Annotated in this window: 27 protein-coding genes and 1 riboswitch; of the genes, 15 read left to right on the top strand and 12 right to left on the bottom strand. The window is 75.6% G+C overall.

The window, feature by feature from the left end; genetic code table 11:
• The first annotated feature begins 14 nt into the window (after positions 1-14).
• The 4 genes from solA to HH311_RS13945 are packed head-to-tail and all read left to right on the top strand — an operon-like array spanning position 15 to position 4,735.
• Complete coding sequence (solA, locus tag HH311_RS13960; RefSeq protein WP_169184245.1) at positions 15-1,199, top strand: N-methyl-L-tryptophan oxidase; 1,185 nt, start codon at positions 15-17, stop codon at positions 1,197-1,199.
• A complete protein-coding gene (locus HH311_RS13955) occupies positions 1,192-2,658 on the top strand; it encodes an aromatic ring-hydroxylating dioxygenase subunit alpha (RefSeq protein WP_248292549.1) in 1,467 nt (488 codons plus the stop codon). The genes solA and HH311_RS13955 overlap by 8 nt, the downstream gene beginning before the upstream one ends.
• 40 nt (positions 2,659-2,698) lie before the next feature.
• Entirely contained in the window at positions 2,699-3,631 is a 933-nt protein-coding gene (locus tag HH311_RS13950) for a PDR/VanB family oxidoreductase (RefSeq protein WP_312030139.1), read from the top strand.
• A complete protein-coding gene (locus HH311_RS13945) occupies positions 3,632-4,735 on the top strand; it encodes a mandelate racemase/muconate lactonizing enzyme family protein (protein WP_169184244.1) in 1,104 nt (367 codons plus the stop codon). It begins immediately after the preceding gene.
• Here the strand turns inward: HH311_RS13945 and HH311_RS13940 are convergent.
• From HH311_RS13940 to HH311_RS13930, 3 genes are read right to left on the bottom strand one after another with little or no spacing between them, the layout of a single operon-like run.
• Positions 4,710-4,889 carry a hypothetical protein gene (locus HH311_RS13940; RefSeq protein WP_169184243.1) on the bottom strand — a complete coding sequence of 60 codons (180 nt, stop codon included), beginning with the start codon at positions 4,887-4,889 and terminating at the stop codon, positions 4,710-4,712. The two genes, HH311_RS13945 and HH311_RS13940, sit on opposite strands and share 26 nt — an antisense overlap.
• A 54-nt stretch (positions 4,890-4,943) precedes the next feature.
• Positions 4,944-5,555 carry a hypothetical protein gene (locus HH311_RS13935; RefSeq protein ID WP_169184242.1) on the bottom strand — a complete coding sequence of 204 codons (612 nt, stop codon included), beginning with the start codon at positions 5,553-5,555 and terminating at the stop codon, positions 4,944-4,946.
• On the bottom strand, positions 5,552-5,896 hold the full coding sequence (locus HH311_RS13930) for a DUF3040 domain-containing protein (RefSeq protein ID WP_169184241.1): 345 nt from the start codon (positions 5,894-5,896) through the stop codon (positions 5,552-5,554). Before HH311_RS13930 ends, HH311_RS13935 begins: the two co-directional genes overlap by 4 nt.
• Before the next feature lie 73 nt (positions 5,897-5,969).
• A riboswitch (Fluoride riboswitch) is annotated at positions 5,970-6,034 on the bottom strand.
• 138 nt (positions 6,035-6,172) lie between these two features.
• Here HH311_RS13930 and HH311_RS13925 point away from each other — a divergent pair.
• From HH311_RS13925 to HH311_RS13915, 3 genes are all read left to right on the top strand, one after another.
• Positions 6,173-6,622: a hypothetical protein gene (locus HH311_RS13925; RefSeq protein WP_169184240.1), complete on the top strand. Its 450-nt coding sequence runs from the start codon at positions 6,173-6,175 to the stop codon at positions 6,620-6,622.
• A gap of 123 nt (positions 6,623-6,745) precedes the next feature.
• Positions 6,746-6,979: a hypothetical protein gene (locus HH311_RS13920; protein WP_169184239.1), complete on the top strand. Its 234-nt coding sequence runs from the start codon at positions 6,746-6,748 to the stop codon at positions 6,977-6,979.
• An 86-nt stretch (positions 6,980-7,065) separates the two neighbouring features.
• Positions 7,066-7,338 (top strand): hypothetical protein, encoded by a 273-nt coding sequence (locus HH311_RS13915; protein WP_169184238.1) that lies wholly within the window; start codon positions 7,066-7,068, stop codon positions 7,336-7,338.
• A gap of 34 nt (positions 7,339-7,372) precedes the next feature.
• Here HH311_RS13915 and HH311_RS13910 read toward each other — a convergent pair whose 3' ends face one another.
• Entirely contained in the window at positions 7,373-7,801 is a 429-nt protein-coding gene (locus tag HH311_RS13910) for a nuclear transport factor 2 family protein (protein ID WP_169184237.1), read from the bottom strand.
• A 26-nt stretch (positions 7,802-7,827) separates the two neighbouring features.
• A complete protein-coding gene (locus tag HH311_RS13905; RefSeq protein ID WP_169184236.1) occupies positions 7,828-8,613 on the bottom strand; it encodes a GntR family transcriptional regulator in 786 nt (261 codons plus the stop codon).
• Positions 8,614-8,698: 85 nt separating this feature from the next.
• Between HH311_RS13905 and HH311_RS13900 the strand changes: the two genes are divergently transcribed.
• Positions 8,699-9,769 carry a putative sulfate exporter family transporter gene (locus HH311_RS13900; RefSeq protein ID WP_312030138.1) on the top strand — a complete coding sequence of 357 codons (1,071 nt, stop codon included), beginning with the start codon at positions 8,699-8,701 and terminating at the stop codon, positions 9,767-9,769.
• Here HH311_RS13900 and HH311_RS13895 read toward each other — a convergent pair.
• On the bottom strand, positions 9,753-10,349 hold the full coding sequence (locus HH311_RS13895; RefSeq protein ID WP_169184235.1) for a TIGR03086 family metal-binding protein: 597 nt from the start codon (positions 10,347-10,349) through the stop codon (positions 9,753-9,755). The genes HH311_RS13900 and HH311_RS13895 overlap by 17 nt on opposite strands.
• 32 nt (positions 10,350-10,381) lie before the next feature.
• Positions 10,382-11,362, bottom strand: coding sequence for a DNA-3-methyladenine glycosylase 2 family protein (locus HH311_RS13890; RefSeq protein ID WP_169184234.1), 981 nt, complete (start codon positions 11,360-11,362; stop codon positions 10,382-10,384).
• Positions 11,363-11,426: 64 nt separating this feature from the next.
• Here HH311_RS13890 and HH311_RS13885 point away from each other — a divergent pair, with 64 nt between their 5' ends.
• From HH311_RS13885 to HH311_RS13865, 5 genes are all read left to right on the top strand, one after another.
• Positions 11,427-12,386, top strand: a complete 960-nt coding sequence (locus HH311_RS13885) for a YafY family protein (RefSeq protein WP_169184233.1) — start codon at positions 11,427-11,429, stop codon at positions 12,384-12,386.
• 61 nt (positions 12,387-12,447) lie between these two features.
• Complete coding sequence (locus tag HH311_RS13880; protein WP_169184232.1) at positions 12,448-13,014, top strand: hypothetical protein; 567 nt, start codon at positions 12,448-12,450, stop codon at positions 13,012-13,014.
• 108 nt (positions 13,015-13,122) lie between these two features.
• Positions 13,123-13,815, top strand: coding sequence for a response regulator transcription factor (locus HH311_RS13875; protein WP_169184231.1), 693 nt, complete (start codon positions 13,123-13,125; stop codon positions 13,813-13,815).
• A gap of 8 nt (positions 13,816-13,823) precedes the next feature.
• Complete coding sequence (locus tag HH311_RS13870) at positions 13,824-14,492, top strand: response regulator transcription factor (RefSeq protein WP_169184230.1); 669 nt, start codon at positions 13,824-13,826, stop codon at positions 14,490-14,492.
• Entirely contained in the window at positions 14,489-15,808 is a 1,320-nt protein-coding gene (locus HH311_RS13865; protein ID WP_169184229.1) for a HAMP domain-containing sensor histidine kinase, read from the top strand. The genes HH311_RS13870 and HH311_RS13865 overlap by 4 nt, the downstream gene beginning before the upstream one ends.
• Here the strand turns inward: HH311_RS13865 and HH311_RS13860 are convergent.
• Positions 15,805-16,632, bottom strand: a complete 828-nt coding sequence (locus HH311_RS13860) for a heparin lyase I family protein (RefSeq protein ID WP_169184228.1) — start codon at positions 16,630-16,632, stop codon at positions 15,805-15,807. The genes HH311_RS13865 and HH311_RS13860 overlap by 4 nt on opposite strands.
• A 328-nt stretch (positions 16,633-16,960) precedes the next feature.
• A complete protein-coding gene (locus HH311_RS13855) occupies positions 16,961-18,433 on the bottom strand; it encodes a HAMP domain-containing sensor histidine kinase (protein WP_169184227.1) in 1,473 nt (490 codons plus the stop codon).
• Between the two features lie 133 nt (positions 18,434-18,566).
• Here HH311_RS13855 and HH311_RS13850 point away from each other — a divergent pair, with 133 nt between their 5' ends.
• The gene (locus tag HH311_RS13850) at positions 18,567-20,066 is read left to right on the top strand and encodes a S1C family serine protease (protein WP_169184226.1); all 1,500 of its coding nucleotides are present in this window, start codon (positions 18,567-18,569) and stop codon (positions 20,064-20,066) included.
• 54 nt (positions 20,067-20,120) lie between these two features.
• Here the strand turns inward: HH311_RS13850 and HH311_RS13845 are convergent, their stop codons facing one another.
• Genes HH311_RS13845 through HH311_RS13835 form a run of 3 tightly spaced genes read right to left on the bottom strand, consistent with a single transcriptional unit; the run spans position 20,121 to position 22,344 of the window.
• On the bottom strand, positions 20,121-20,891 hold the full coding sequence (locus HH311_RS13845; RefSeq protein ID WP_312030137.1) for a class I SAM-dependent methyltransferase: 771 nt from the start codon (positions 20,889-20,891) through the stop codon (positions 20,121-20,123).
• Positions 20,888-21,664, bottom strand: a complete 777-nt coding sequence (locus HH311_RS13840) for a DUF2064 domain-containing protein (RefSeq protein ID WP_248292548.1) — start codon at positions 21,662-21,664, stop codon at positions 20,888-20,890. Before HH311_RS13840 ends, HH311_RS13845 begins: the two co-directional genes overlap by 4 nt.
• Positions 21,661-22,344, bottom strand: a complete 684-nt coding sequence (locus tag HH311_RS13835; RefSeq protein ID WP_312030142.1) for a glycosyltransferase family 2 protein — start codon at positions 22,342-22,344, stop codon at positions 21,661-21,663. Before HH311_RS13835 ends, HH311_RS13840 begins: the two co-directional genes overlap by 4 nt.
• A 170-nt stretch (positions 22,345-22,514) precedes the next feature.
• Between HH311_RS13835 and HH311_RS13830 the strand changes: the two genes are divergently transcribed.
• Positions 22,515-23,966 (top strand): hypothetical protein, encoded by a 1,452-nt coding sequence (locus HH311_RS13830; protein ID WP_312030136.1) that lies wholly within the window; start codon positions 22,515-22,517, stop codon positions 23,964-23,966.
• Positions 23,967-24,030: the final 64 nt, after the last annotated feature.

Here is a 24,030-nt window from a genome sequence, read left to right as displayed (position 1 = left end):
AGCAGGAGTCCGTCGTGGACACGTATCGCGCCATCGTCGTGGGCTGCGGCGGCCTCGGTTCCGCCGCGCTGTACCGCCTCGCCACCGAACTCAGGTCCGGCGTCCTGGGCCTCGAACAGTTCGAGCTCGGTCATGACCGGGGCGCCTCACAGGACCATTCCCGGATCATCCGGCTCGCCCAGCACCAGCCCCAGTACGCCGCCCTCGCCTCGGCCGCCTACAAGGCGTGGGACGAGGTGGAGGGCGAGTCGCTGCAGCAGATCGTGACCCGCACCGGCGGCCTCGTCATCGAGGACCGCGTCGCGCGGCAGGGCGCCGAGACGGGCAGCCGCAACATCGAGGGCTACACCGCGATGTTCGACCGGTTCGGCTACGGCTATGAGGTCCTCGACGCCGACGAGCTCGTCGCGCGGTGGCCCCAGTTCCGGGTCGGTGGTGGCGAGCAGGCGCTCTACCAGCCGGAGTCGGGCATCGTCGACGCCGCCCGGGCGAACGCGGTTCACCTCGCCCTGGCCCGGGCGCACGGCGCCGAGGTCCGGGCGAACACCCCGGTGCGGGCGATCCGGCCCGACGGCGAGGGCGTCGTGGTCGTCACCGACGAGTGCACCTACCGCGCCGACCGCGTCGTCGTCGCGGCGGACGCCTGGACCAACCAGGTGCTCGCCGGTACCGGGTTGCAGCTGCCGTTGACGGTGCTGCGCGAGCAGGTGACCTACTACTCGACTCCGTACCTCGCGGAGTTCGCGCCGTCGCGGTTCCCGGTGTTCATGTGGCACGGGGCGCACAACTTCTACGGCTTCCCCGTCTACGGTGAGGTCGCGACGAAGCTCGGCCAGCACATGGGCGGCGAGGAGACCACCGCCGACACCCGCAGCTTCGTCCCCGACGACGTGCGCCGGAACCGGTACGCCGCGTTCCTCGACGATCACCTGCCGCGCTTCGGCGGCCCCGAGCTGTACTCGAAGACCTGCCTCTACACGGTGCCGCCGGACCAGAACTTCATCCTCGACCGGCTGCCCGAGCACCCGCAGATCGTCGTCGCCAACGGCGCCGGGCATGCCTACAAGTTCGCGGCCCTGATCGGTTCGCTGCTCGCCGACCTCGCCCTCGACCGCGCCCCGGCCCACCCGATCGAGGCCTTCGCGCTCGACCGGCCGGCGCTGACCGACCCGTCGTTCCCGCGCAGCTTCCATGTCTGAGCCCTGGTTCGTCACCGAGCGGGCCGCCGTCCCGACCCGCCCCCCGTTCTCGCCGCAGGAGGGAGTCCCCGCGATGACCGAGACCGTCGACCCGTCCGCCGACCCGTACGCCGCGCTCCCGGCGCGGCCGATCGCCCCGGCCGGGTTCACCGAGGAGGACACCTACCGGCACACCCGGCTCCCGGTCGACCTCGCGTCGACCCTGATCCCGGACGCCTACTGCTCGCCGGAGTTCTTCGCCCTCGAGCAGGACAGGGTGTTCACGTCCAGCTGGGTCGCGGTCGGGCTGGTGGGCGACGTCGACGAGCCGGGACGGTGCGTCGTCGTCGAGGTGGCGGGACGCTCGATCCTGATCACGCGGAACCGGCACGGTGAACTGCGCGGTTTCCACAACGTCTGCCGGCACCGCGCGACGAAGCTGCTCAAGGGCGATGCCCGCGAGGTCGGCCACCGCAATCGAATTCGCTGCCCCTACCACAACTGGACCTACGACACGGACGGCGCGTGCCTCGGCACCCCGCTGTTCGAGGGCTCCGATGTACCGGCAGGCGAGGAGACGATCTTCGACCAGATGGCCAAGGGCTTCGACAAGGCGGACTACAGCCTGCTGCCCGTGGCCGTCGACAGCTGGGGCTTCTTCCTCTTCGTCAATCTCTCGGTCGACCCCCAACCCCTGACGACGGCGCTGGGCGACCTGCCTCAGCGCTTCGCGGACTACCGGCTCGACGAGTGGGCCGCGCAGCGCCGGCTCACCTACGACGTCGCAGCGAACTACAAGCTCGTCGGCGAGAACTTCATGGAGTACTACCACCTGCCCTGGGTCCACCCGGAGCTGAACCAGGTCTCGAAGTTCTCCGACCACTACCGCTGGCAGGGACCCGGGCTCTACACCGGGATGTGCACCACCCCGGTCTCGCGCAACACCGAGGCCGGCGGCTGGGACGGCCTCTCCCCGCTCAGCACACTGCGCGAGCAGGACGCCGACAGTGGCCGCTTCGTCTGGCTGTTCCCCTCGACGGCGCTGGTCGTCCTGCCCAACCACGCGTTCGTGCTGTTCAACCGGCCCGTCGCCGCCGACCGCACCGTCGAGACCGCCGTCCTGCTCACCCACCCCGAAGCCGCCGACGATCCCGACGCCGAGGCCGGGATCGAGCAGCTCGCGAAGTTCTGGGACCTGGTGAACCGGCAGGACCTCGAGATCGTCGAGCGGGTACAGGACGGGCTGGAGAACCCGGCCTACCGCGGCGGCCGGATGTGCTTCCGGTTCGAGGAGCCGCTGCACCGGTTCCAGAACATGGTCATCGACAAGATGGTCGGCATCCACCGGGTCCCCGCGGGCGACGAGGACACCATGACGCGGATGTTCCGGACCCGTGACCGCCGCCGTCGACATCCCCCTGTCGAGGACCCCGCCACCACCAGCCCGCACCCCTGCGGCGGCGACGGGCAGATGCGATGACGCCGCCGCACGTGCACCCGTCCGACCGGAGGAGGTTCCCGTGGAACTGATCGTCCGCGACCGCCGCGACGAGGCCGACGGCGTCGTCTCGCTCGCCCTGGCCCACCCCGACGGCCACGACCTCCCCGCCTGGACGGCGGGGGCCCACGTCGACCTCGCGCTCGACGAGGGGATCGTGCGGCAGTACTCGCTGTCCTCCGACCCGGCAGACCGCACCGCATGGCGGCTCGGCGTCCTGCGCGAGCCCGCCGGCCGGGGCGGGTCGGAGTTCGTGTGCACCAAGCTCGACGTCGGCGACCTCGTGCAGGTCTCCACGCCCCGCAACCACTTCGAGCTGGTCCCCGCCGAGCGGTACCTGTTCGTCGCCGGCGGTATCGGGATCACCCCGATCCTCGCGATGATCGCCGGCGCCCGGGCCCACGGCGGGGACTGGTCGCTGCTCTACGGCGGGCGCACCCGGTCCTCGATGGCGTTCCTCGACGAGCTCGCCGTGTACGGCGACCGCGTCACCGTCGTCCCGCAGGACGAGCAGGGCCTGCTTCCGCTCGCGGACGTCCTCGGCGACCTCGACCCGGACACCCTGATCTACGCCTGTGGGCCCGAGCCCATGCTGGCCGCGGTAGAGGCGGCCGTCCCGGACCGAGACGCCCTGCACCTCGAGCGGTTCACGCCGAAGGTGATCGAGGGCGAGGGTCCCGACGAGGCGTTCGAGGTCGAGTTCGCCGCCTCCGGGCTCACCGCGACCGTCCCCGCCGGGGCCTCGATCCTCGAGATCGCCGAGGAGCTCGACCTCCCCGTCGACTTCTCCTGCCGCGAGGGCACCTGCGGCAGCTGCGAGACCCCGATCCTCGCCGGGCGGGCCGAGCACCGCGACTCCGTGCTCGAGAGCGACGAGCAGGCGGAGAACAGCTGCTTGTTGATCTGTGTGTCCCGCGCCGAGCGCGGCTGCACGACGCTGCGGCTGGACCTCTAGATGAAGATCGAACGCATCCACGTCCACCGGGCATCGCTCCCGGTGGTCGGCGAGCCCTACCGCATGTCCCACACCACGGTGCACGAACTCGACAGCACACTGGTCGAGGTCGTCACCGACGACGGGCGGCACGGGTGGGGCGAGACCTGTCCGCTGGGGCCGGTCTACCAGCCCCACCACGCCCTCGGGGCCCGCGCCGCGCTCGAGCAGATCGGCCCCGGCCTGATCGGCGCGGAGATCGCCTCGCCTCGCGGGCTCGCCCGGCGGATGGACGAGCTGCTGGCGGGGCACGGCTACGCCAAGGCCGCCCTCGACACCGCGCTGCTCGACCTCCTCGGCCAGGAGCTCGGCGTCCCGGTCTCGACGCTGCTCGGCGGCGCGCTGGTCGACCGCGTGCCTGCCTACTACTCGGTGACCGTCGGGAGCCCGGAGGACGGCGCCCGGAGCGCGGCGGCGAAGGTCGCGGAGGGGTACACCCGGGTGCAGGTGAAGATCGGCGGGCGTGATCTGGCGCGGGACGTCGAGACCGTGCACCGGGTGTGGGAGGCGGTCGGGCACCGGGCGCGGCTCGCCGTGGACGCGAACCGGGCGATGACCGTGGCCCACGCCGTGCAGTTCGACCGGCTCACCGCCGACGTCCCCTTCGTCCTCGAACAGCCGTGCAACACCCTCGGGGAGATGGCGCTGTTGCGCGGACGGCTCACGCACCCGGTGGCGTTGGACGAGACCACCGAGGACGTCGACGCCGTGCTGCGCGCGATCTCGGAGGGGCTGGCCGACGCGTTCTCGTTCAAGGTGACCCGGCTGGGTGGCCCGACGCGGGCGGCCCAGGCGCGCGACCTGTGCGCCCTGCGCTCGCTGCCGCACACCTGCGACGACGCCTGGGGCGGTGCGGTCGTGGCCGCGGCGTGCATCCACCTCGCCGCCACCGTCGAACCGCGCCTGCTCGAGGGCGTCTGGATCGCCCAGGACTACATCGAGGGCCACTACGACCCGGGCCGACCGGTCGTCGTCGAGGACGGGTACCTCGAGGTCCCGCAGGAGCCGGGCCTGGGAGCGGCACCCGATCGGACGCTCCTCACCCCGGTCGCGACCTACGGATGACGACGGTGGTGAGCCTGCGCCGTCGCAGCCGGTCCACCCACCGCGCGGCCCGCCGACCCGGAGCCCGTCCCGTCAGGGCGCGGGCGAGCTCGGGGTCGTCGTGGCGCAGACCCCCGGCGATCTCGCTCAGGGTGAGCAGCTCGGTGATCGTCATGTCGATGCCTCTTCCGGCCCGGGGTACTGCTCCTCCCCGTACCCGATCCGGCGCTCAGCACGCACGCCTTCTCCCGGGCCCGACGGGCTTGGCGTCCAGGCGGAGGTGTCGGCGGACCCGGTGGACGCTCACCCCCAGCACGGCGATCAGCGCCGCGTCCCGCTCCGCGGCGCCGAGGCGGTCCAGCGCTCCCACCACGACGGCGAAGGCGTGGTTCCGGTCGACCGTCCAGAGCGGCTGCTGCCAGCGCGTGCCCCCCGGGGGACCCGGCCACGTCGCCGCCTCGCGCCGGTACTCCGCGATGTCGCGGAACGCCCGGAGCCACCGGTCGTGCGGCGCCGCCCGCGTCCCGACCCACGCGAGCTCGGCGTCGACGATCGCGCGCACGCCCCGACGCCGCACCCGTGTCCCGATCAGCTCCGGCGCCAGGAGGCCCAGACGGGGGCGCGCGGCGTCGCCGACGGTGTCGTTGACGCGGCGGGCGAGCCACGCCAGCCCGGGGTGGGTGCACCGCGGACGGTCGGAGAAGGCGCACCCGGCCAGCACCGACACGTACTCCATGAGACAGCTGCCGTCCTCGGGGCGGCGGTGCCGCCCCCGGGCCAGCTCGGGGAGCCCCGCAGGCGGGACGACGCCCCGGGGTCCGCTGCGTTCGGATGTGATCACGACACTCGACCTTTCCCTCGACGGTGCGCGTCGCCCCGCGGACGAGGAGCGCGACGACGCCGGACGACGGCGATGAGCAGCAGGGGGACGGCGGTCGGCAGGACGACGACGGCGGCCGCCCCGACCGCGATCACCCAGGCCACCGCGCAGTGCAGGCCCACGCCCAGGACCGCGACCCCGGCGCCCGACCCGCACAGCAGCAGCACCCCGAACCCGAGCCCGCCGAGGTGGTGTCCCCACCACCCGTGGCGCGCGAGCCGGCGCGCCAGCCGGGGCTCGTCGGCGCTGAGCCGGGCGGCGATCTCGTCGAGTCGGCGGGCCTCGTGGGCACTCAGCGCCATCTCGCCACCCCCGGGAGCGGGGTGGTCACGGGAGGCGGGATCAGGTGGCGGCACAGCTGTCTCCCAATCGGCGAGCCGATCAGGAGCCATCAGCGGAGGTGCCCGCGGTTGGAGGTGAGCTCCATCACCTGGTGTCGACGGTAGACCGCGGAGGGCCCGTCGGGAAGGCCCGTTCCGTCCCCGGGCCCGCACGAACGCCCCATCCGGCCTGCCGGAGGAGCACACTGGTGCGAGCCGCAGACGAGGGTGGCTGTCCCTACTACCGTGGTGGCCGTCATGGTCGAGAGTTCGGAAATCGTCACGCCGGGTGCCGGTCACGCCCAGGACACGGCCGCGGATGACCGGGACGCGCGCGCCGACGCCCGGGACGCCGCCGCGGACGAGCGCGAGATCGAGGCCGACCGCCGGCAGGCCGAGGCCAACCGGCGGGAGCGCCTGGCCGACGAGCGGGAGCAGCGCGCCGACGAGCGCGAGGCCTCCCTGGACCACCTCGCCCGGTTGGCGGGCGTGACCACCGTCGAGCACCTCGAGCGCTCGCATGCAGCGCTGGACCGGGCCGCCCAGGCGGTGCGCCGGGCGGAGGATCGTCTCGAGCGCAATCGCGGCGCCCTCCACCGGTCCCAGCGGCAGGCCACGCGCGAACAGGACGAGATCGACCGCGAGTGCGCGACGACGACGCGGGGGGCCGACGTCGAGGGCGACGACGCCGGGCGGCCGGACAGCTAGGACGTCGGGCGACGCCACCGCACGATCCGCCCGTGGTGGTGACGTCGGGCATGTTCCGGCAGGTCGGCGCGTGTCGAGGTGACACGCGGGTAGCCCACTCCTGTGACGGGAGAGAAGTGCGAGGTGTCGAGCGCCCGCGAGGCGGCCGACGCGCTCCGCGCGGTCGTCTCCCGGGCCCGTGACGCAGAGTCGACCGGACAGGAGCCCGCCGAGGTCCTCGCCGAGCTCGCGCGGGTGGCCGGGCTGCTGGGGCGGACCGTCGAGGGCGTGGCCGGCGAGGACGGTGGCGCGGTGCGCGCCACCGCCGACCGGCTCGCCAGGGCCATCGCCGCGCACCGCGGGCTCCGCACCGGCTGAGGTCACCGTCACGCCCCCGGTCGGACGTGCACGATCACATCGTTTCCGAACGACTGGACCACACCGGCTCCGGTAGCGTCGGCGCCGTGATGGAGGAGGACCGAGCAGGCGAACAGGCCCGCGTGGCCGCGCGCTCGGTGCTCGCCAACATCGAGGCGCTCGACCTCGATCCCCACCGCCGTACCCAGGTCGTCGACCTCGCGACGAAGCTCAGCGCGCGCGGCGGCAGCGGGGGTGGGCTCGACCACGCGTCGGTCGTCGGTCTGACCGGTCAGCTCAAGGAGCTCCTCGCGCCGGTGCGGGGGCTCACCGCGAGCACCGTCAAGTCCTGGCTCGACGACATCGAGCCGGTCTACTGAGCCGGTCCACCGAGCCGTCTCTCCTGGGCTGTCCCTACTGGGCGTAGCCCGACAGCTGCGTCCCGACCCGCTCGGCCATCTCCCGCGCGAGCGCCTGCAGGCCCGACGCGGGCCGCACCATGACCTCGAAGGTGACGATCAGGCCGTCGTCGTCGAACGTGATCATGTCGATGCCGTGGACGTCCCGGTTGCCCGCCCGCGCGCGGAACTCCAGCACCACCTCGTGGCCGCCGGCCGCGACGAACGTGCGGTGGTAGGTGAAGCCGGAGAACACCTCGAGCGCGGTGGAGACGGCGAGGACGACGGCGTCGCGCGAGTGGTACGGGATGTGGGCGACGGGGGAGTGGAACACCGCGTCGGGGTGGACGATCTCCGCGAGCCTCGAGAAGTCCTCGGCCGCGACCATCGCGTGCCAGCGGGCGAGCGAGTCGGCGGCGGCGGGGGCGAGCACGGCGTCGTCCATCGGGTCCTCCAAGCGGCGGCGGCGCCTCAGTGTGCCGGGCGGGCCTGCTCGAGCGCCCACGGAGTCGACGATCCCCGGCTGCCGAACGTCGCGGACAGGCAGAAGCGGTCCGCCCGTACCGTCGTGTGCCGCCACTCGACGGCGCGGTCGCCCGAGGACCCGAGCCGGTCGATCTCGAAGATCGGTGCCCCCGGCGTGACGCCGAGCAGGCGCGCGGCGCCGGAGTCGGCCACGTCCGCGTGGATGCGCTCGCGCCCGCCGTCGACGTGGACGCCGGCGCGGGCCGCCAGCTCGGCGTAGAGGCCGGTGCGGGTGAGGTCGATCCCGACCAGCGGCTCGGCGAGCTCCCAGGGCAACCACACCCGGTCCCACGCCAGGGGCTCGTCGTCGGCGAGGCGCAGCCGCTCGAGGAGCAGCAGCGGCGTGGACTCCTCGAGCCCGAGCCGCGTCGCGACGACGCCGTCGGCCACCCGGTCGAGCCGGCGCACCGTGCTCGTCTGCGTGCGCCCGGACTCCTCCACGGAGGCGAACAGGCTGTAGACCTCGTCGACCGGCTGGTCGATCGCCCGGGGCGGCCCGCCGCGGACCAGGCGTGGCGGCCGGCCGCGCTCGGCGACGACGATGCCGTCCGCGCGCAGCTGGCCGAGCGCCTGCCGGACGGTGTGCCGGCTCACCGCGTACTCCTCGGTGAGCGCGAGCTCGCCGGGGAAGGACGAGTCGAACTCGTGCGCGCGGATGCGCCGCAGCAGATCGTCCTGCAGCTGCGACCACAGCGGACGACCCCCCGCCCGTTCGAGCGCTCTGGGACCCATGGCCCTCCCTCCCCACTTGACCGTACATCCTCCCTTCCCTAATGTCCGGACATAAAGGTACGGACATTTACGGTGAGGAGACGTCGTGGTCGCGCCCGCACTCGTCCGGCCGGGACACTCCGCCGGATCCGTCACGCGCCTCGCCGACGGCGTCCGCGGCCGCGTGCCGGGACTGGCGCTCGCCGTCGTCGTCGCCGGGGTGGCGACGGCCGCCGGCACCGAGGTGCCCGTGGTCGGCGGCCCGGTGTTCGGGATCGTGCTCGGTGTCCTGGTGGGGGCCGTGCTGCACCCGGGGGAGCGGTGGCGCCCGGGCCTCGCGGTCGCCGCGAAGCCGGTGCTGCAGACCTCGATCGTCGTGCTCGGGGGGACGCTGTCGCTGCACCAGGTGGCGGCGGTCGGGTCGTCGTCGCTGCCGGTGATGCTGGGGACGCTCGCGGTCGCGCTCGGCGGGGCGTGGCTCGTCGGGCGGCTCCTGGGGATCGAGCGGGACACGACGCTGCTGGTGGGGGTCGGCACCGCGATCTGCGGCGCCTCGGCGATCGCCGCGACCCAGTCGGTGCTGCGGGCGCGGGAGTCGACCGTCGCCTACGCCATCGGCACGATCTTCGTCTTCAACGTCGTCGCGGTGCTCGCCTACCCGCCCCTCGGGCACCTGCTCGGGCTCTCCCCGCACGCCTTCGGGCTCTGGGCCGGAACGGCGATCAACGACACGTCCTCGGTGGTCGCCGCGGGCTACGCCTACGGCGGCGACGGCGGCCCGTACTCGGTGGTCGTCAAGCTCACCCGGAGCCTGATGATCATCCCGGTGGTCGTGGCGGTGTCGTTCCGGGTGTCCCGACGGCGAGGCGGTGCCGGTTCCGGGGCCGACCCGGCCCCGCAGCGCCTGCCGTGGCGGCGCCTGGTGCCCCTCTTCCTGGTCGGGTTCGTGGTGGCGTCGGCGCTGACGACGGTCGGGGTGGTGCCCACGTCCTGGCACCCCGCCCTCACCGTCGTCGGGACCTTCCTCATCACGACGGCGCTGTCGGGTATCGGGCTCTCGCTGCGGATCGCCGACCTGCGGTGCACCGGCGTCCGGCCGCTCCTGCTCGGGGCCTGCCTGTGGGCGCTGGTCGGCGCGTCGAGCCTCGGGATGCAGGCGCTCAGCGGGGTGCTGTGAGCCGCCGGGCCGGGTCTCGGCCGAGCCAGCCGACGAGCCGCGCGTAGGGCCCGGCGTCGTCGGGGACGTCGACGACGGGCCCGAACGGGATGGGGCCGCCGCGTGGCTCGGCCGGGAGGTCGGCGCGGACGGGGTCGACGACGGCCGCGGCGAGCTCCGGGTCGAGGGTGTCCGCGACCCCGAGCGCGACGGCGAGGTCCCAGGCGTGCGCGGCCAGCTCACGGACGTAGCCCCAGCCGGCGGCCCGCCCCGCGACGACGCCCCAGGGGACGCTCACCTCGCGCTCGAGCACGGCCGGGCCGCCGTCGGGCGCCCAGACCGCGGCGACCTCGTCCCGCCCGGCGGCCAGGGCGGCGACGTAGGCCGGCACGCCGTCCTGGGGGAGCTGGTGGGGCAGGTCGAACGGGTGCCCGCCGCGCCCGACGTGGGCGACCCGCCGGAGGACGGTCACGAGGTGGGCGAGCAGGTCGTCGATGGTCCAGCCGTCGCAGGGCGTGGGTGCGTCGAGGGGCGTGTCGGTCCCGACGAGGCCGACGACCTGGTCGGCGGCGCGGATCAGGGTGGGGCGGGGGTCGTCCACGGGGTGCTCCTGGTCGGTGGGTCGGGTGGTGGTCACGCGTCGCCCATGCGCAGCGCGAAGGCGACCCACGTGCGGTAGGGCGCGAGCGGCGCGGTGGCGGCGGCGAGGGTGGCGGGGTCGTCGTAGTCGGTGGGCTCGCGGCCGTGGAGGCGGGCGAGCAGCGCGGTGGCGCGGGGCTCGTCGGGCCACTCGTCGACGACCCCGCACGCCCGCAGCCAGATGCCCGACGACCAGAACTCCCCGATGCCACGGATCCGACGCAGCGCCGCGCGGGCACCGTCGGGACCGAGGGCCTGCAGGCGGTGGATGTCGAGGTCGCCGTCGAGGGCGGCGCGGGCGACGCCGTGGAGGCGGCGGACCTTCTCGGCGGGCAGGCCGGGGACCTCGTCGAGGGTGAGGAGGCGCTGCGGCGTCGGGAAGGTCGCGACGGACTCGCCGGCGAGATGCAGCGTCGTGCCGTGGTCGGTGGCGAGTCGTCGGGTGAGCGTGGCGGCCCGCGCCTTCCCGATGCGCGGCGAGATCACGGCCCAGGCGGCGGCCTCGTAGGGGCTGGGGAAGAGGGTGGGACGGCGGCCGTGGCGGCGGGCGAGGAGGGCGCCGACGGCGGGGTCGCGGGTGGCGACGTCCGCCAGACCGGTGGCGTCGTGGTCGAGGGAGACGAGGCGGGCGGCCTGGGCGCGCGCGGCGTCGGGGTCGCCGGTGCCGAGGACCTCGAGGGCGACGGGGCCGTCGACGGCGCCCTGGGTGAGGGCGAAGGCGACGGGGCGCAGGTCGTCGTCGGCGATCGCGGCGAGCACCAGCGGGCGGGCGGCGTCGCGGGCGAACCGCGAGACCGGGGCCCAGGCCATGACGGCGGTGCGGGCGAGGTCGAGGGAGAACGGGCCGGCGGGGTGCAGGACGTGGTGGGTCGACGTCGGGGCGGGCGTCGAGGTCCGGGTGGGGGCCGACGGAGCGGCTTTTCTGCCACTGGATGCAAGCAACGACGCTTTGCTGGCAACGGCGGTGAGGGTCATGCCGAGCACGATGCGCCCCGAATCCCGACACGTGTTGTCGTGATTCCGTGAGAATCTCGGACCCGTGCGCTCCGACCGCCTGCTGGCCACCCTGCTGCTCCTGCAGACCCACGGCCGGCTCTCGGCGCCCGACCTCGCCGCCCGCCTCGAGGTCTCCACCCGCACCGTCGCCCGCGACGTCGAGGCGCTGTCGTCGGCGGGGGTCCCGGTCTACGCCGAGCGGGGGCGCCACGGCGGGGTGGTGCTCATGCCGGGGTTCCGGACGGACGTCAGTGGCCTCACCGATGCCGAGATGCGGGCCCTGCTCGCGCTGACCGACGGGGAGCAGGGCGGCTCGCTGGGCCGGGCGGTGGCCTCGGCGGTGCGCAAGCTGCTCGCGGCGGTGCCCGAGGCCCGGCGGCCGGGGATCGCCGCCGCGCGGCGCACCGTCGTCGTCGAGCAGCACGGCTGGCACCGCGCCGGGCAGCCGGCGGGGGACGATCCGGCGCTCGCCGCGCTCGAGCGCGCCGTGACGGCCGACGAGCGCGTGCGGATCCGGTACCGGCCCGGGTCGGGCGGCACGGCCGGGTGGCGGACCGTCGACCCGTACGGCCTGGTCAGCAAGGCCGGCACGTGGTACCTCGTCGCCGCCGCCCGCGGGACCCCGCGGATGTTCCGGGTGAGCCGCGTCGAGGAGGTCGCGTGGACCGGGACGCCCGCGCGGCGTCCCGACGACCGCGACCTCGAGGCCGTGTGGGTCGAGCTGCGGGACCGGCTGGAGGACGCGCCGGAGGCGGTGACGGTGGCGGTGCGCGTCGGGGCGGGGCGGCGGGCGATGGTCGAGCGGGTGGTGGCGGCGCAGCTGGTGGGGCCGCCGTCGCCGGACCCGGACCGACCCGACGTCGTGCACCTGCCCTTCCGCGCGGCGGGGGCCGCCGTCGGGGTCCTGCTGGGGTTCGGCGCCGTCGCGGAGGTCCTCGGGCCGCCGGAGGTGCGGGCGCTGATGGCGTCACGGGCGGCCGAGGTGGTCGCGCTGTACCGCTGAACCGATCTTCTCCCCGTTCGCCGCTGCCGAGTCCCGACCCGGCGAACTAGGGTTCGGCGGCATGACGACCGTGTTGGTGACCGGTGGTGGCGAGCGGCTCGACGAGGTCTCGTCGGCGGTGAAGGCGACGGGGGCGGAGGTCGTCGTCGTCGACAACCCCGACCGGCTCGGCGAGGCCGTCGACGGGAAGACCTTCGACGCCTACGTGCAGCTGCCGGTCGCGATGACGCCGGGCGAGGGCAGCGTCGTCGCGAAGGTCGAGCAGTTCCTCACCCAGGGCATGCTGTCGCGCTTCCGGGCGGCCGCGACGGTGCTGCCGACGCTCGCGCCGAACGCGAACGTCATGCTCGTCGGCGGGCAGACCAACGTCGACGTCGACGCCCCGGACGACGCCGACGCGCGCGCGGCGATGCTGCGGGTGCTCGCCCACGCCCTGCGCGCCGAGCGGGCGCCCGAGCGGCTGACCGTCCGCGTCGCCGACCGCTCGTGGACCGGCGAGCAGATCGCCGCGAAGGTCACCGGGGACCCGGGGGAGTCGCGGACGCCGACCGACGACGAGGAGGGCATCGGGCGCGCCTACGCCGAGTGGCGCACCGAGGTCGTGGGCCTGATGCGGGTCGAGTTCTAGGTGCGCTTCGCGCTCGTGAGCACTAACTGTCGGTATAGCGACAGTTAGTGCTCACAAGGCCGAAGGCCACCTCAGGTACCTCTCAGGACGCGCGTCCAGACTGTGCCCATGCGGATCCTCGTCGTCGACGACGACCGGGCCGTGCGCGACTCGCTGCGCCGGTCCCTGGCGTTCAACGGGTACCAGGTCGAGCTCGCGACGGACGGCCAGCAGGCGCTGGACACCATCGAGAAGGAGCGGCCCGACGCCCTCGTCCTCGACGTGATGATGCCCCGCCTCGACGGCCTCGAGGTCTGCCGGCGGCTGCGCAGCGCGGGCGACGACCTGCCCGTCCTCGTCCTCACCGCCCGCGAGGCGGTCTCCGACCGGGTCGCCGGGCTGGACGCGGGCGCCGACGACTACCTCGCCAAGCCCTTCGCCCTCGAGGAGCTCCTCGCGCGGTTGCGGGCGCTGCTGCGGCGGACCTCGCCCGAGGACCGCGACCGCGACGACCACCCCGAGCCGCTCACGTTCGCGGACCTGTCGCTGGACCCCGTCACCCGCGAGGTCCGGCGCGGCGACCGCCCGATCCAGCTCACCCGCACCGAGTTCTCGCTGCTCGAGCTGCTGATCGCCAACCCCCGCCGGGTGCTCACCCGCAGCCGCATCCTCGAGGAGGTCTGGGGCTACGACTTCCCGACGACGGGCAACGCCCTCGAGGTGTACATCGGCTACCTGCGTCGCAAGACCGAGGCCGAGGGCGAGTCGCGGCTGATCCACACGGTCCGCGGGGTCGGGTACGTCCTGCGCGCCGACGCCTGACGCCGGCGGTGGACCGGGCGGCGCGGGTCCTCGTCGTCGAGGACTCCGAACCCATCCTCGCGTCGGTGACGACGGCGCTGACCGGGGTCGGGCACGAGGTGCTCGCCCGGCCGGACGGCGCGCGGCTGGAGGACGACCTCGCCGCCTTCGCACCCGACGTGGTCGTCCTCGACCTCATGCTCCCCGGCCGCGACGGCTACGCGCTGCTGCCCGCGGTCCACGCGACGAGCGCCGGGGTCATCCTGCTGACCGCGCGCAGCGGGGTCGCCGACCGCGTCCGCGGGCTGCGCGCCGGCGCCGACGACTACCTGGTCAAGCCGTTCGCGCTCGCCGAGCTCCTCGCCCGGGTCGAGGCGCTGCTGCGGCGCTCCGGCGGGGTGGGCGACGCGGTGGAGGTGGACGACGTCGTCGTCGACCCCGACGCCGGGCGCGTCACCCGCGGCGGCCGCGAGGTCCCGGTGACGGCGACGGAGCTGCGGCTGCTGCACGACCTCGTCGCGCACCGCGGCCGGGTGCGGTCGAAGTCGCAGCTGCTCGGCGCGGTGTGGGGCTGGGAGTCCTACGACCTCAACGTCGTCGAGGTCCACGTCTCGGCGCTGCGCCGCAAGCTCGGCGAGCCGCGGGTCATCCACACCGTGCGCGGGCAGGGGTACGTCGCGCGGGCGTCCCGGACGTGACCCGCTGGGGCGGGGCGTCCCTGCGACGGCGGGTGACGGTCACCTCGGTGGTCGTGGTGGCGGTCGTCGTGGTCGTGGTGGCCGTGGTGTCGGACCTGCTGTTCGCGGCCCAGTCCCGGTCCGAGGCGCTGACGACGCTGAACGGGCGGGCGTTGCAGGCCGTGCAGCTCGCCGACCAGGGGCTCTCCCCGGACCAGATCGTGCGGCGGGTCGAGATCGGGGGCGGGATCGTGGTCGTCGTCCGGGGGCCGGACGGGGCGGTGCTGGCGGCGAACCGCGCCGGGGACCCGCCGTCGTCGCGCCGGACCGTCAGCCGGCGGCTCGCGTCGGGGGACACGGTGTCGTTGACCGCCGACCCCGGGCTCGAGGGGGCGGCGGAGCGGCGGTTGCGGCGGGTGCTGCTGATCGTCGGGGGGATCGCGATCGTCGCGGCGGCCGGGGCGCTGCTGCTGACGACGCGGCTGGCGCTCGCGCCGCTCGACGCGATGACGACGCTCGCGCGCTCGATCGCGGGCGGCCGCCGGGGGGAGCGGCTGGCGCCGGAGCGCCGGGACACCGAGCTGGGGCGGGCGGCCGCCGCGTTCGACGAGATGCTCGACGCGCTCGAGGGCGCCGAGGCCCACGCGCGGGCGTCGGAGGCGAGCACCCGGCGGTTCGTCGCGGACGCGGCGCACGAGCTGCGCACGCCGCTGGCCGGGATCGCGGCGACGGCGGAGGCGGGGACGGCGCCGGGCCTCGACCCCGAGGCCCGGGAACGGCTCGCGACGCTGCTCGTGCGCGACGCCCGCCGGGCCGGGCGCCTCGTCGACGACCTGCTCACCCTGGCCCGGTACGACGCGGGCCTGCGCCCGGAGCGCTCCCGGGTCGACCTGGTGGAGCTGGCCCGCGTGGAGACCGACCGCGACGCGGTGCTGCACCCCGACGACCCGGCGGAGCTCGAGGGAGGCGCCCCCGTGCCGGTGTCCGTCGATCCCGAGCTGCTCGGGCAGGCACTGACCAACCTGGTGACCAACGCCCGGCGTCACGGGGGTGGGGCGGTGACGGTGTCGGTGGGTCGCGACGGCGGGGCGGCGCGGGTGGCGGTGCGCGACCACGGGCCCGGCGTGCCGCAGGAGGAGCGCGAGCGGGTGTTCGACCGGATGGTGCGGCTCGACGAGGCCCGGGGCGGGTCGGGGGGTCGGGGCGGGGGCGCCGGGCTGGGGCTCGCGATCGCGCGGGAGGCGGCGCGGGCGCACGGGGGCGACCTGGTGTGCCGGGCGCCCGACGACAGCGGGCCCGGGGCGGAGTTCGTGCTGACGCTGCCGGCGGACGGCTAGCGCGGCGTGATCCCCGTGGCGTTGATGGAGGCGTCGGTGGGGCCGACCACGAGGCGGGTCGTGGTCATCGACGAGTCCTGGGTGATCGACGGGTCACGGTAGAGGCCGATCTTCATGTAGTCGCCGGTGTCGAGGAGCGTGCCCCGCGGCGGGTGGTAGTTCGTCACCTTCGGCACCCCGTCGCGCCAGACGTCGATCTCCGCCGCGCCCGAGCTCCGCGAGAAGTGGATGTGCAGGACGAGGTCGATGGTGTCGTCCGGGCCGACCGCCCCGAGGTCCTGGAAGTCGGTGCCCACGTTGGCGAGTCGCAGCCGCCCGCCGCCGGCCTGGATCGCGATCGGCGGCGACCCGTTGTCGCCGTTCTGGTGCCACTGCAGCACGAGCTGCCAGGTGCTGGTGCCGACCGGCAGGTCGTGCAGCGTGCTGACGTCGTGGACCCAGACGTCGTCGCCCTCGTGGTACTCCGGCAGCCGGGGCACCGACTCGGAGCGCTCGCCGCCGCCGGGTATGGCGAACGTCAGGGCCTTGCCGCCGTTCGTGATCTGCGGGACGGCGCCGCCGTCGACCTGCCCGGAGTCGCCGTTGCCGACGAAGTGGCTCGCGAAGTCGCCCACCGAGGTGTCGAAGACCCCGGGCCCCGTCGCGGGCTTGGCGGCGAGCGCCTTCGCGGCGGCGAGGGGGTCGACGGTGGCCGTGGTGGTCGGGGCGGCGCTGCCGCCGGCGGCGGTGGCGGAGGCGGTCGCGAGCGGCGGCGGGTCCGACGGCGACGAGCCCTTCCCGCCGAGCAGCACCAGCGGCAGCACGATCACGGCCCCGGCGAGCACGGCGGCGAGGATCATCCGCAGGCGCGACGGCCCGGGCCCACCGGGAGATCCACCGCCGGGTGACGGGGGACGGTCGCGGACGGCTGTCGTCACGGGCGCCCCCAGCTCATCGTCGTACCTCCGTGCACGGTGGCGTGCCCTCGTCCGGCTCAACGATGGTCCCTCGCGGCGGGGTGCGTCGGTGTGAGGTGTGATCGTCGTGGTGGTCGGCACCACGGACGGGTGAAGCCTCTCATCCGTCGTACAGCGGGATTCCCGGACACCTCGACCACACACCGTGGCCCGCGACACCGCGTCCCGGCTGGTGCGCGCCACCCAGGTCCGGTGCTCAGGCGCGGGGGATCCAGAACCGCAGCAGCGCCCCGCCGCCCGGCGCCTCGTGGGCCGAGACGCCGCCGTGGTGGCGGGCGGCGGTCTGGGCGACGATCGAGAGCCCCAGCCCGGAGCCGGGCATGGTGCGGGCGTCGGCGGAGCGGAAGAACCGGTCGAACACCAGGGCCCGCTCCTCCGGCGCGATGCCCGGCCCGCTGTCGGCGACCTCGAGCACCGCGGTCCCCGGGCGCTCCGGTGCCACGCCCTCGCGCAGCACCACCCGCACCGTGCCGCCCGGCGGGCTCCACTTGGTCGCGTTGTCGAGCAGGTTGAGCACCGCCCGCTCGAGGGCGCTGGCGTCCCCGACCACCTCGCACGGCGTCAGGTCCGCCTCGACGTGGATTCCGGGGGCCCGCGGGCGCGCCCGGTCCAGGGCCCGCTCGACCACCTCGGACAGGTCGAGGTGCTCGGCGGCGACCTCGGGCGGGTCGTCGCGGGCGAGCTCGACGACGTCGCCGACCAGCGTCGCAAGCTCGTCGATCTGGGCGCGCAGGTCGGCGGTCAGCTCGGCGCGGTCCTCGTCGGACAGCCGCGGCGCGTCGGGGCGGCCGGACGCCGCGCCTTCCTCGGCCGCGACCAGCAGCTCCAGGTTCGTCCGCAGCGAGGTGAGCGGGGTCCGCAGCTCGTGCCCGGCGTCGGCGACCAGCCGGCGCTGGCGGTCGATCGAGGACGCCAGCGCCGCGAGCATGGCGTTGAAGCTGCGGGTGAGCCGGGCGATCTCGTCGCCGCCGGTGACGGTGATGGGCTGCAGGTCGCCGGTGCGCGCGACCCGCTCGGTCGCCGAGATCAACCGCTCCACCGGCCGCAGCCCGGCGCGCGCGATCGCGACGCCGACCACCGCGGCGAGCACGACGCCGAGGCCGCCCACGACGACGAGCACGATCGCCAGCCGGGAGAGCGTCCGGCGGGTGGGGTCGAGCTCCTGGGCGAGCACGAGCGCGCGGCCGGTCCCGGCCTGGACGGCGACCACGCGGTACGCGGTCCCGCCGACGAACCCGGTGCGCGGCGCCTCCGGGGTCCCGCGGGCGACGTCGATCTCGGGGTCGCCGACCGGGGGCTGCTCACCCTGGATGAACAGCGCCCGCCCGTCGGCGTAGACGATGGCGACGCGGAAGTCGCCCGCGGCGAGCGCGTCGGAGGAGACGACGCGGTAGATCAGGCTGGGGTCGGCGAGGTCGCTGGAGGACGCGGCGGTCGCGCGCTCGACGAGGCTCTGGTCGAGCTGGTCGTACAGCGCGCGGTAGGCGGTGAGGAACACGGCCACCGAGATCAGGGCCACGAGCAGGCCGGCCCCGACCGACACCAGGATCGCGACGCGGCGCCGCAGCGGGATCTCGAGCAGCACGTGCCAGCCCGACGGCGCGGCGGTCCCCTCGCCCGGGTCCGGCGCGGGTCCGGAGGTCCCCGTCGGTCGCGTGGTCGTGCTCATCGCCCCCGATCCTCCCGGATGTGGGGTGGTCCGCGGGTCGGTTCCCGGGGCCGCTGAGCCGGACGGGGGTGCGCGCTGCGACGACGGGGTTCCCACCGGGCGCGGGACGGCGCACATGCGGGAGGCTGCACGCATGAGCGAGAGCGACCCCCGTCCGGCCCGGCGGGACGGCCCGCCGGAGGGCGAGGAGCCGCCGACGACGACCGAGCGTTCCGGCGAGACCGGGCCGCCCGGCCTCGGCACCGGCTACCGCCAGCAGGGCGTGCGCTGGGCCGACGGCGGCCCCGCGGAGGCGCCACGCTCGTGGTCGGGCGCGCCCTTCGGCGCGTCGGCCCCGTCCTCGCCGTCCTCCCCGTCCTCCCCGTCCTCCCCGGGGGACCGGGCCGGTCACGCGCCGGCGACGCCGTCCGGCGGGTTCCCCGCCGACCCCGACCACGGGTGGTACGGGGCACCGCAGGACCCCGGCGCCGAGGGCCACGCCGACCCCGACGACGGGTCCGGGGCGCGCCCCGGGCTCGTCGCCCGGCTGCGGGAGCGCGGCCGGGACGGGACGGCCGCCGTCGGGAGGACCGGGCTGATCCTCGTGGCGCTCGTCGCGCTGGTCGCCGGCCTGGTGGGTGGGGCGATCGCGGGCTCGCTCGCGGCGGGCGGGTCCGCGGCGGGGACCTCGCTCGCGTCCACCGACTCGGCGGGGGACCCGCTGCCCCCGGCCCCGGCGGGCTCGGTCGAGGCGGTCGCGTCCGCGGTCCTGCCGAGCACGGTGCAGATCCTCGGGGCGGCCGGCGAGGGATCCGGGGTGATCATCTCGCCGGACGGCCTCATCATGACCAACAACCACGTGCTCGCGGCCGGGCGCGGCGGGGCGCTGCAGGCGGTCTTCTCCGACGGCCGGGCCGCCCCGGTCTCGGTGGTCGGCACGGCCCCGGCCGCCGACATCGCCGTCGTCCGCGCGACCGGCGTCACCGGCCTGCAGCCCGCCACCCTCGGCGACTCGGACCAGCTGCGCCAGGGGCAGGCCGTCGTCGCCGTCGGGTCACCGCTCGGGCTGTCGGGGACGGTGACCACGGGGATCGTGTCGGCGCTGCAGCGCCCGGTCGCGGCCGGCGGGTCGAGCTCGGGCCAGGACAGCACGCTCGACGCCATCCAGACCGACGCGGCGATCAACCCGGGCAACTCCGGCGGCCCGCTCGCCGACTCGGCCGGTCACGTGATCGGCGTCAACACCGCGATCGCGAGCGTGCCCTCCGGCGGCGGCTCCGCCGGGCAGGAGGGCGGCTCGATCGGGCTGGGGTTCGCGATCCCGATCAACCAGGCCCGCCGGATCGCGACCGAGCTGGTGCAGACCGGTCGCGCGACGCAGGCGATCATCGGGGTGCAGCTCGCCAGCGGCGGGCCCCGCGGGGCGACCGTCGCCGCCGTCACCCCCGGCTCGCCCGCCGCGGCGGCGGGCATCGCGCCGGGCGACCTCGTGACGAAGGTCGACAACCGCGTCATCGAGGACGCCAACGCGCTCGTCGCCGCGATCCAGTCGAGCCCGCCGAACCAGGTGGTGACGCTGACCGTGGTCAGTGCCGGTCAGGGCCCGCGTCCCGTGCCGGTGACGCTGGGGAGCCGGGTGATCGGGGGCCGATAGGAGGTGGCCTCCGGCCTCGTGAGCACTAAATGTCGCTATACCGACCTTTAGTGCTCACGTGCGCGAAGCGCACCTGGCGAACGCCCGCCCCGTCGCCGCGACCTCCTCGGGCGCCGAGCGCTCGGTGACCACCAGCCCGGCGGCGGCTGCGACCTCGTCGAGCGCGTCGGGGCCCAGCACCGCCCAGGGGAACCAGGTGCCGGCGAGCTCGTCGGCCGCGGAACCGCCGACGAGCCGCGCGGCGCCCTGCCACAGCCCGGCGCCGGGGGTGAGCTCGAGCAGCACGGTGCCGTCCCGGGCGAGCAGGTCGCGGCAGCGGCGCAGCAGCGCGGCCGGGTCGCCGCCGATCCCGATGTTCCCGTCGGCCAGCACGACGTGCTCCCAGCGTCCCTCGCCGGGGAGCCGCTCGAAGGCGTCCTGGTGCAGCACGGCCGCGCCGCGCTGGAGACATCGCTCGATCGCCTGCGGGGACACGTCGACGCCGAGCACGGGCACGCCGCGGTCGGCGAGCGCGACGACGAGCCGTCCCGGCCCGCAGCCCAGGTCGAGGGTGGCGCCGTGGCAGCGCTCCAGCAGCCAGGCGTCGTCGTCGTCGGCGTCGTCCTGCCAGCGCTGCACGGCCAGCGGCAGCACCACCCCGTCCGCCCGCACCAGGCGGTCGCTGCGCCCGGCCAGCGCGGCGTCGAAGACGGTGGGCCCGCCCCGGACGCCCTCGCGCGCCGCCGCCTCGCGTTCGAGCGCGACGAGGGCCGACGCGGAGCCCCCGCGCTCGCGGGCCGCGTCGACGACGGCGAACGGCTGGGTCATCGGCGACAGGGACGTCACGGGCTGACACCTCCGGGGACCGGGAGGAGGTCGCCGACCGCGCGGGCGAAGCGACCGTGGGGAACGAGCTCCGACACGCGGACGGCGTCGTCGGCGGTGTCCACGTCGGAGAGGACGGGCAGGTCGGCCACGGCATCGTGACCGAGCGCCGCCCGGAGCGCGGCGAGGGTGAGGCGGCCGGTCTCGTCGGTCGAGGTCGGGACGTCGCGGACGACGTCGGCCGTGCGGGGCCGCGCCAGCGCGACCGCCCACCAGCCGCCGTCGACGGCGAGCCCGAGGGCCGCACCGGAGCCGTTCTCGACGTGGGCCAGCGCCGCGTCGAGCAGGCCGGCGTCGAGCTGTGGGGTGTCCATCCCGACCTGCACCGTCACCGCGGCGGGGAACCGCGCGGCCACGTCGGCGTGGGCGGCGGCGATGCGCTCGCCGAGCGAGGCGCCGCGCTGGGGGACGACGACGTGCGGCGCGAGGGCCGCGGCGATCTCGTCGCCCCGGACCGCGTCCGCCGTCGAGCCCTCGAACGCGACGACCACCCGCGCGCCGGGCGTCGCCGCGGCCGCGTCGAGCGTGTCGAGCAGGGCGGCGGCCGCCACACCGGCCGCGCCCTCGGGGGTCGCGGGCGGGGTCAGCCGCGTCTTGGCCCGGCCGGGGACGGGCGCCTTCGCGAGCACCACGACGACGCGGCGGACGTCGCCCGACGCCTCGTCGTCCCCGGGGCTCCGCGGACCTGCCTGGTCGACCTGCATGATCCGCGCGTTCGTGCCGGGGGTGCTCATCGGTTCGGCGCCTCCGGGGCCGGACCGGTGTGGGGGGTCCGGGCCAGCGCCCGGGTCATGTCGCGGACCGCGCGGAACGTGCCGCGCACCGAGCCGGACACCTTCGACCGCCCCCCTGCCCGCGGCCGGTAGGCCACGTCGACCTCGCGGATGCGCCAGCCGGCGGCGCCGGCGCGGATGAGCAGCTCGAGCGGATACCCGAAGGCCCGGTCGGTGATCCCGAGCTCGAGCAGCGCCTCGCGGCGGGCCACGCGCACCGGCGCGATGTCGCGGACCCCGACCCCGCGGATCCGCATGAGCCCGGAGAGCACCAGGTTCGAGAGGCGCGCGTGCCACGGCCACACCCCGCGCGCCGCCGGCACCCGCCGCCCGACGACGAGGTCGACCCCGGTGTCGCGCAGCAGCGTCACCATCGCGGGCAGCGCCGCCGGGTCGAGCGACCCGTCGGCGTCGATCACCGCGACGACCTCGGTCCGCGTGGCCTCCAGTCCCGCGTGCACCGCGGCGCCGTAGCCCTTGCGGGCCTCGTGGACCACCAGCGCCCCCCGCGCCGCGGCGAGCTCCGGGGTGCCGTCGGTGGAGCCGTTGTCGGCCACCACTGCGTCGAACCCGTCGGGAAGCGCGTCGAGAACGATCGGGAGCGCGTCGACCTCGTCGAGACACGGGAGCACGACATCCACGCGGTCGCTCACCGTGGTCACGCTATGCGGTCGGCGTCGGTCGCGCGCAACCGGGGCGCCGGATCATGCCCTCGTGAGGGGCCGATCACGTCGTCCGAGTGGCGGACCTCCCACGACCGGGTGGGCCCGCCTCACGACGCCGCTACGTCCGCTTCGTACTCTCCGTGGCCGTGTCGACCGTGCTCGGGGCGCTGCGCTCCCGCGACGACGACGGCGGTGCCGTCACCCCCGGTGCCCGGGACGGGCGCCGGTTCCCGCGGCTGCGCGGTGACCTGGTCGCCGTCGTGCTCGTCGCGGCCCTCGTCGCGGGCGCGGCCCTGTACGGCTGGGCCGCGGTCCACCGCGGGGTGCCGATCCTCGTCGGCTGGCCCCCGCTGCTGGCGGCGTGGCTGCCGCACTTCTCGCCCGGCGGGACGACGGCCGTCGTCGTGGCCCTGCTCGTCGTCCTCGCCGGGCCGGCCGTGGCCGCGCGCCTGCGCTGGGGGGCGCTGCTCGTCCTCGCCTACGTCGCGTCCGCGGCCTGGACGTTCGGGCTCGCGCTGATCGACACCTACCAGGTCGGGATCGGCGACCGCCTGACGACGCCGACCGAGTACCTGACCGAGGTGCGGCGCTACCCGGGCCTCGGGGCGTTCCTGGCGACCTTCGCCGACCGCATCGCCGGCACGACGCCCGACACCCTCGCCACCCACTCGTCCGGACACCCGCCGCTGGCGACGCTCTTCTACGTCTGGGTCGGCGACGTGTTCGGCCCCGGCGGGGAGCCGGCCGGGCTCGCGACGCTGCTGCTGGGCGCGTCGGCCTCGGTGGCCGTGGCGGTGACCGTCGGGTCGCTCGGCGGGCTGCGGTGGGGTCCGGTGGAGCTGCCGCTCGCCCCGGAGACGCGGGCGGCGGGCCGCGACCTCGCGCGGCGCTACCTGCCGTTCGGGGTGCTCTTCCCCGGCGCGGTGTGGGTCGGGGTGTCGGCGGACGGGATGTTCGCGGCGGTCTTCGCGTGGGGCGTCGCGTTCCTCGCGCTCGGTGCGGTCCGCCGCGGTGTCGCGGGCGCGGCCCTGTGCCTGCTCGGCGGCGTGGTGCTCGGCGCGGCGCTCTTCCTGTCCTACGGCCTCGTGACCGGCGGCCTCGTGCCGATCGCGGTGGCGGTGCTGGTGCGGCGCTGGGCGCCGCTGGCCGCGGGCGCGGTCGGCGCCGCCGCCGTCGTCGTGCTGTTCGCGGCGGGCGGCTTCTGGTGGCTCGACGGGTACGAGCAGGTCCAGGTGCGCTACTACCAGTTCGGCGAGTACGGCGTGCTGCGGCCCTACTCGTACTGGGTGTGGGCGAACCTCGCGGCGTTCGCGCTCACGCTCGGTCCGGCGGTGGTGGCCGGGCTGCGACGGCTCGCGTGGTGGCCGCGCCGGGTGCCCCTCGCGGTGACGCTGCTGGTCGGCGCCGTGCTGGTCGCGGTCGCCGTCGCCGACGTCTCGGGCCTGTCCAAGGCCGAGGTGGAGCGGATCTGGCTGCCGTTCGGGACGTGGGCGGTCCTCGCCTGCGCCCTGCTCCCGCCGCGCTCGGCCCGCTGGTGGCTGCTGGCGCAGGCGGTGCTGGCGATCGCGCTCAACAGCCTGCTCGCCACGGTGTGGTGAGGGGTCCCGACGACGGGTCCCGACGACGGGTGCCGACGCGGCACCCCCTATCGGCGTGCTCGAA

The sequence above is a fragment of the Actinomycetospora sp. TBRC 11914 genome, from assembly GCF_012933465.1.
In the GTDB taxonomy this organism is placed as follows: domain Bacteria; phylum Actinomycetota; class Actinomycetes; order Mycobacteriales; family Pseudonocardiaceae; genus Actinomycetospora.
Note: the sequence above shows the minus strand (reverse complement) of the source record. Positions and strands in the feature narration are given on the sequence as shown.

Bases quoted from the DNA above. Each gene is read 5' to 3' on its own strand.
- HH311_RS13955 (WP_248292549.1), top strand. From the start codon at position 1,192: ATGTCTGAGCCCTGGTTCGTCACCGAGCGGGCCGCCGTCCCGACCCGC.
- HH311_RS13945 (WP_169184244.1), top strand. From the start codon at position 3,632: ATGAAGATCGAACGCATCCACGTCCACCGGGCATCGCTCCCGGTGGTC.
- HH311_RS13940 (WP_169184243.1), bottom strand. From the start codon at position 4,889: ATGACGATCACCGAGCTGCTCACCCTGAGCGAGATCGCCGGGGGTCTG.
- HH311_RS13930 (WP_169184241.1), bottom strand. From the start codon at position 5,896: ATGGCGCTGAGTGCCCACGAGGCCCGCCGACTCGACGAGATCGCCGCC.
- HH311_RS13925 (WP_169184240.1), top strand. From the start codon at position 6,173: ATGGTCGAGAGTTCGGAAATCGTCACGCCGGGTGCCGGTCACGCCCAG.
- HH311_RS13910 (WP_169184237.1), bottom strand. From the start codon at position 7,801: ATGGACGACGCCGTGCTCGCCCCCGCCGCCGCCGACTCGCTCGCCCGC.
- HH311_RS13905 (WP_169184236.1), bottom strand. From the start codon at position 8,613: ATGGGTCCCAGAGCGCTCGAACGGGCGGGGGGTCGTCCGCTGTGGTCG.
- HH311_RS13890 (WP_169184234.1), bottom strand. From the start codon at position 11,362: ATGACCCTCACCGCCGTTGCCAGCAAAGCGTCGTTGCTTGCATCCAGT.
- HH311_RS13880 (WP_169184232.1), top strand. From the start codon at position 12,448: ATGACGACCGTGTTGGTGACCGGTGGTGGCGAGCGGCTCGACGAGGTC.
- HH311_RS13875 (WP_169184231.1), top strand. From the start codon at position 13,123: ATGCGGATCCTCGTCGTCGACGACGACCGGGCCGTGCGCGACTCGCTG.
- HH311_RS13855 (WP_169184227.1), bottom strand. From the start codon at position 18,433: ATGAGCACGACCACGCGACCGACGGGGACCTCCGGACCCGCGCCGGAC.
- HH311_RS13850 (WP_169184226.1), top strand. From the start codon at position 18,567: ATGAGCGAGAGCGACCCCCGTCCGGCCCGGCGGGACGGCCCGCCGGAG.
- HH311_RS13840 (WP_248292548.1), bottom strand. From the start codon at position 21,664: ATGAGCACCCCCGGCACGAACGCGCGGATCATGCAGGTCGACCAGGCA.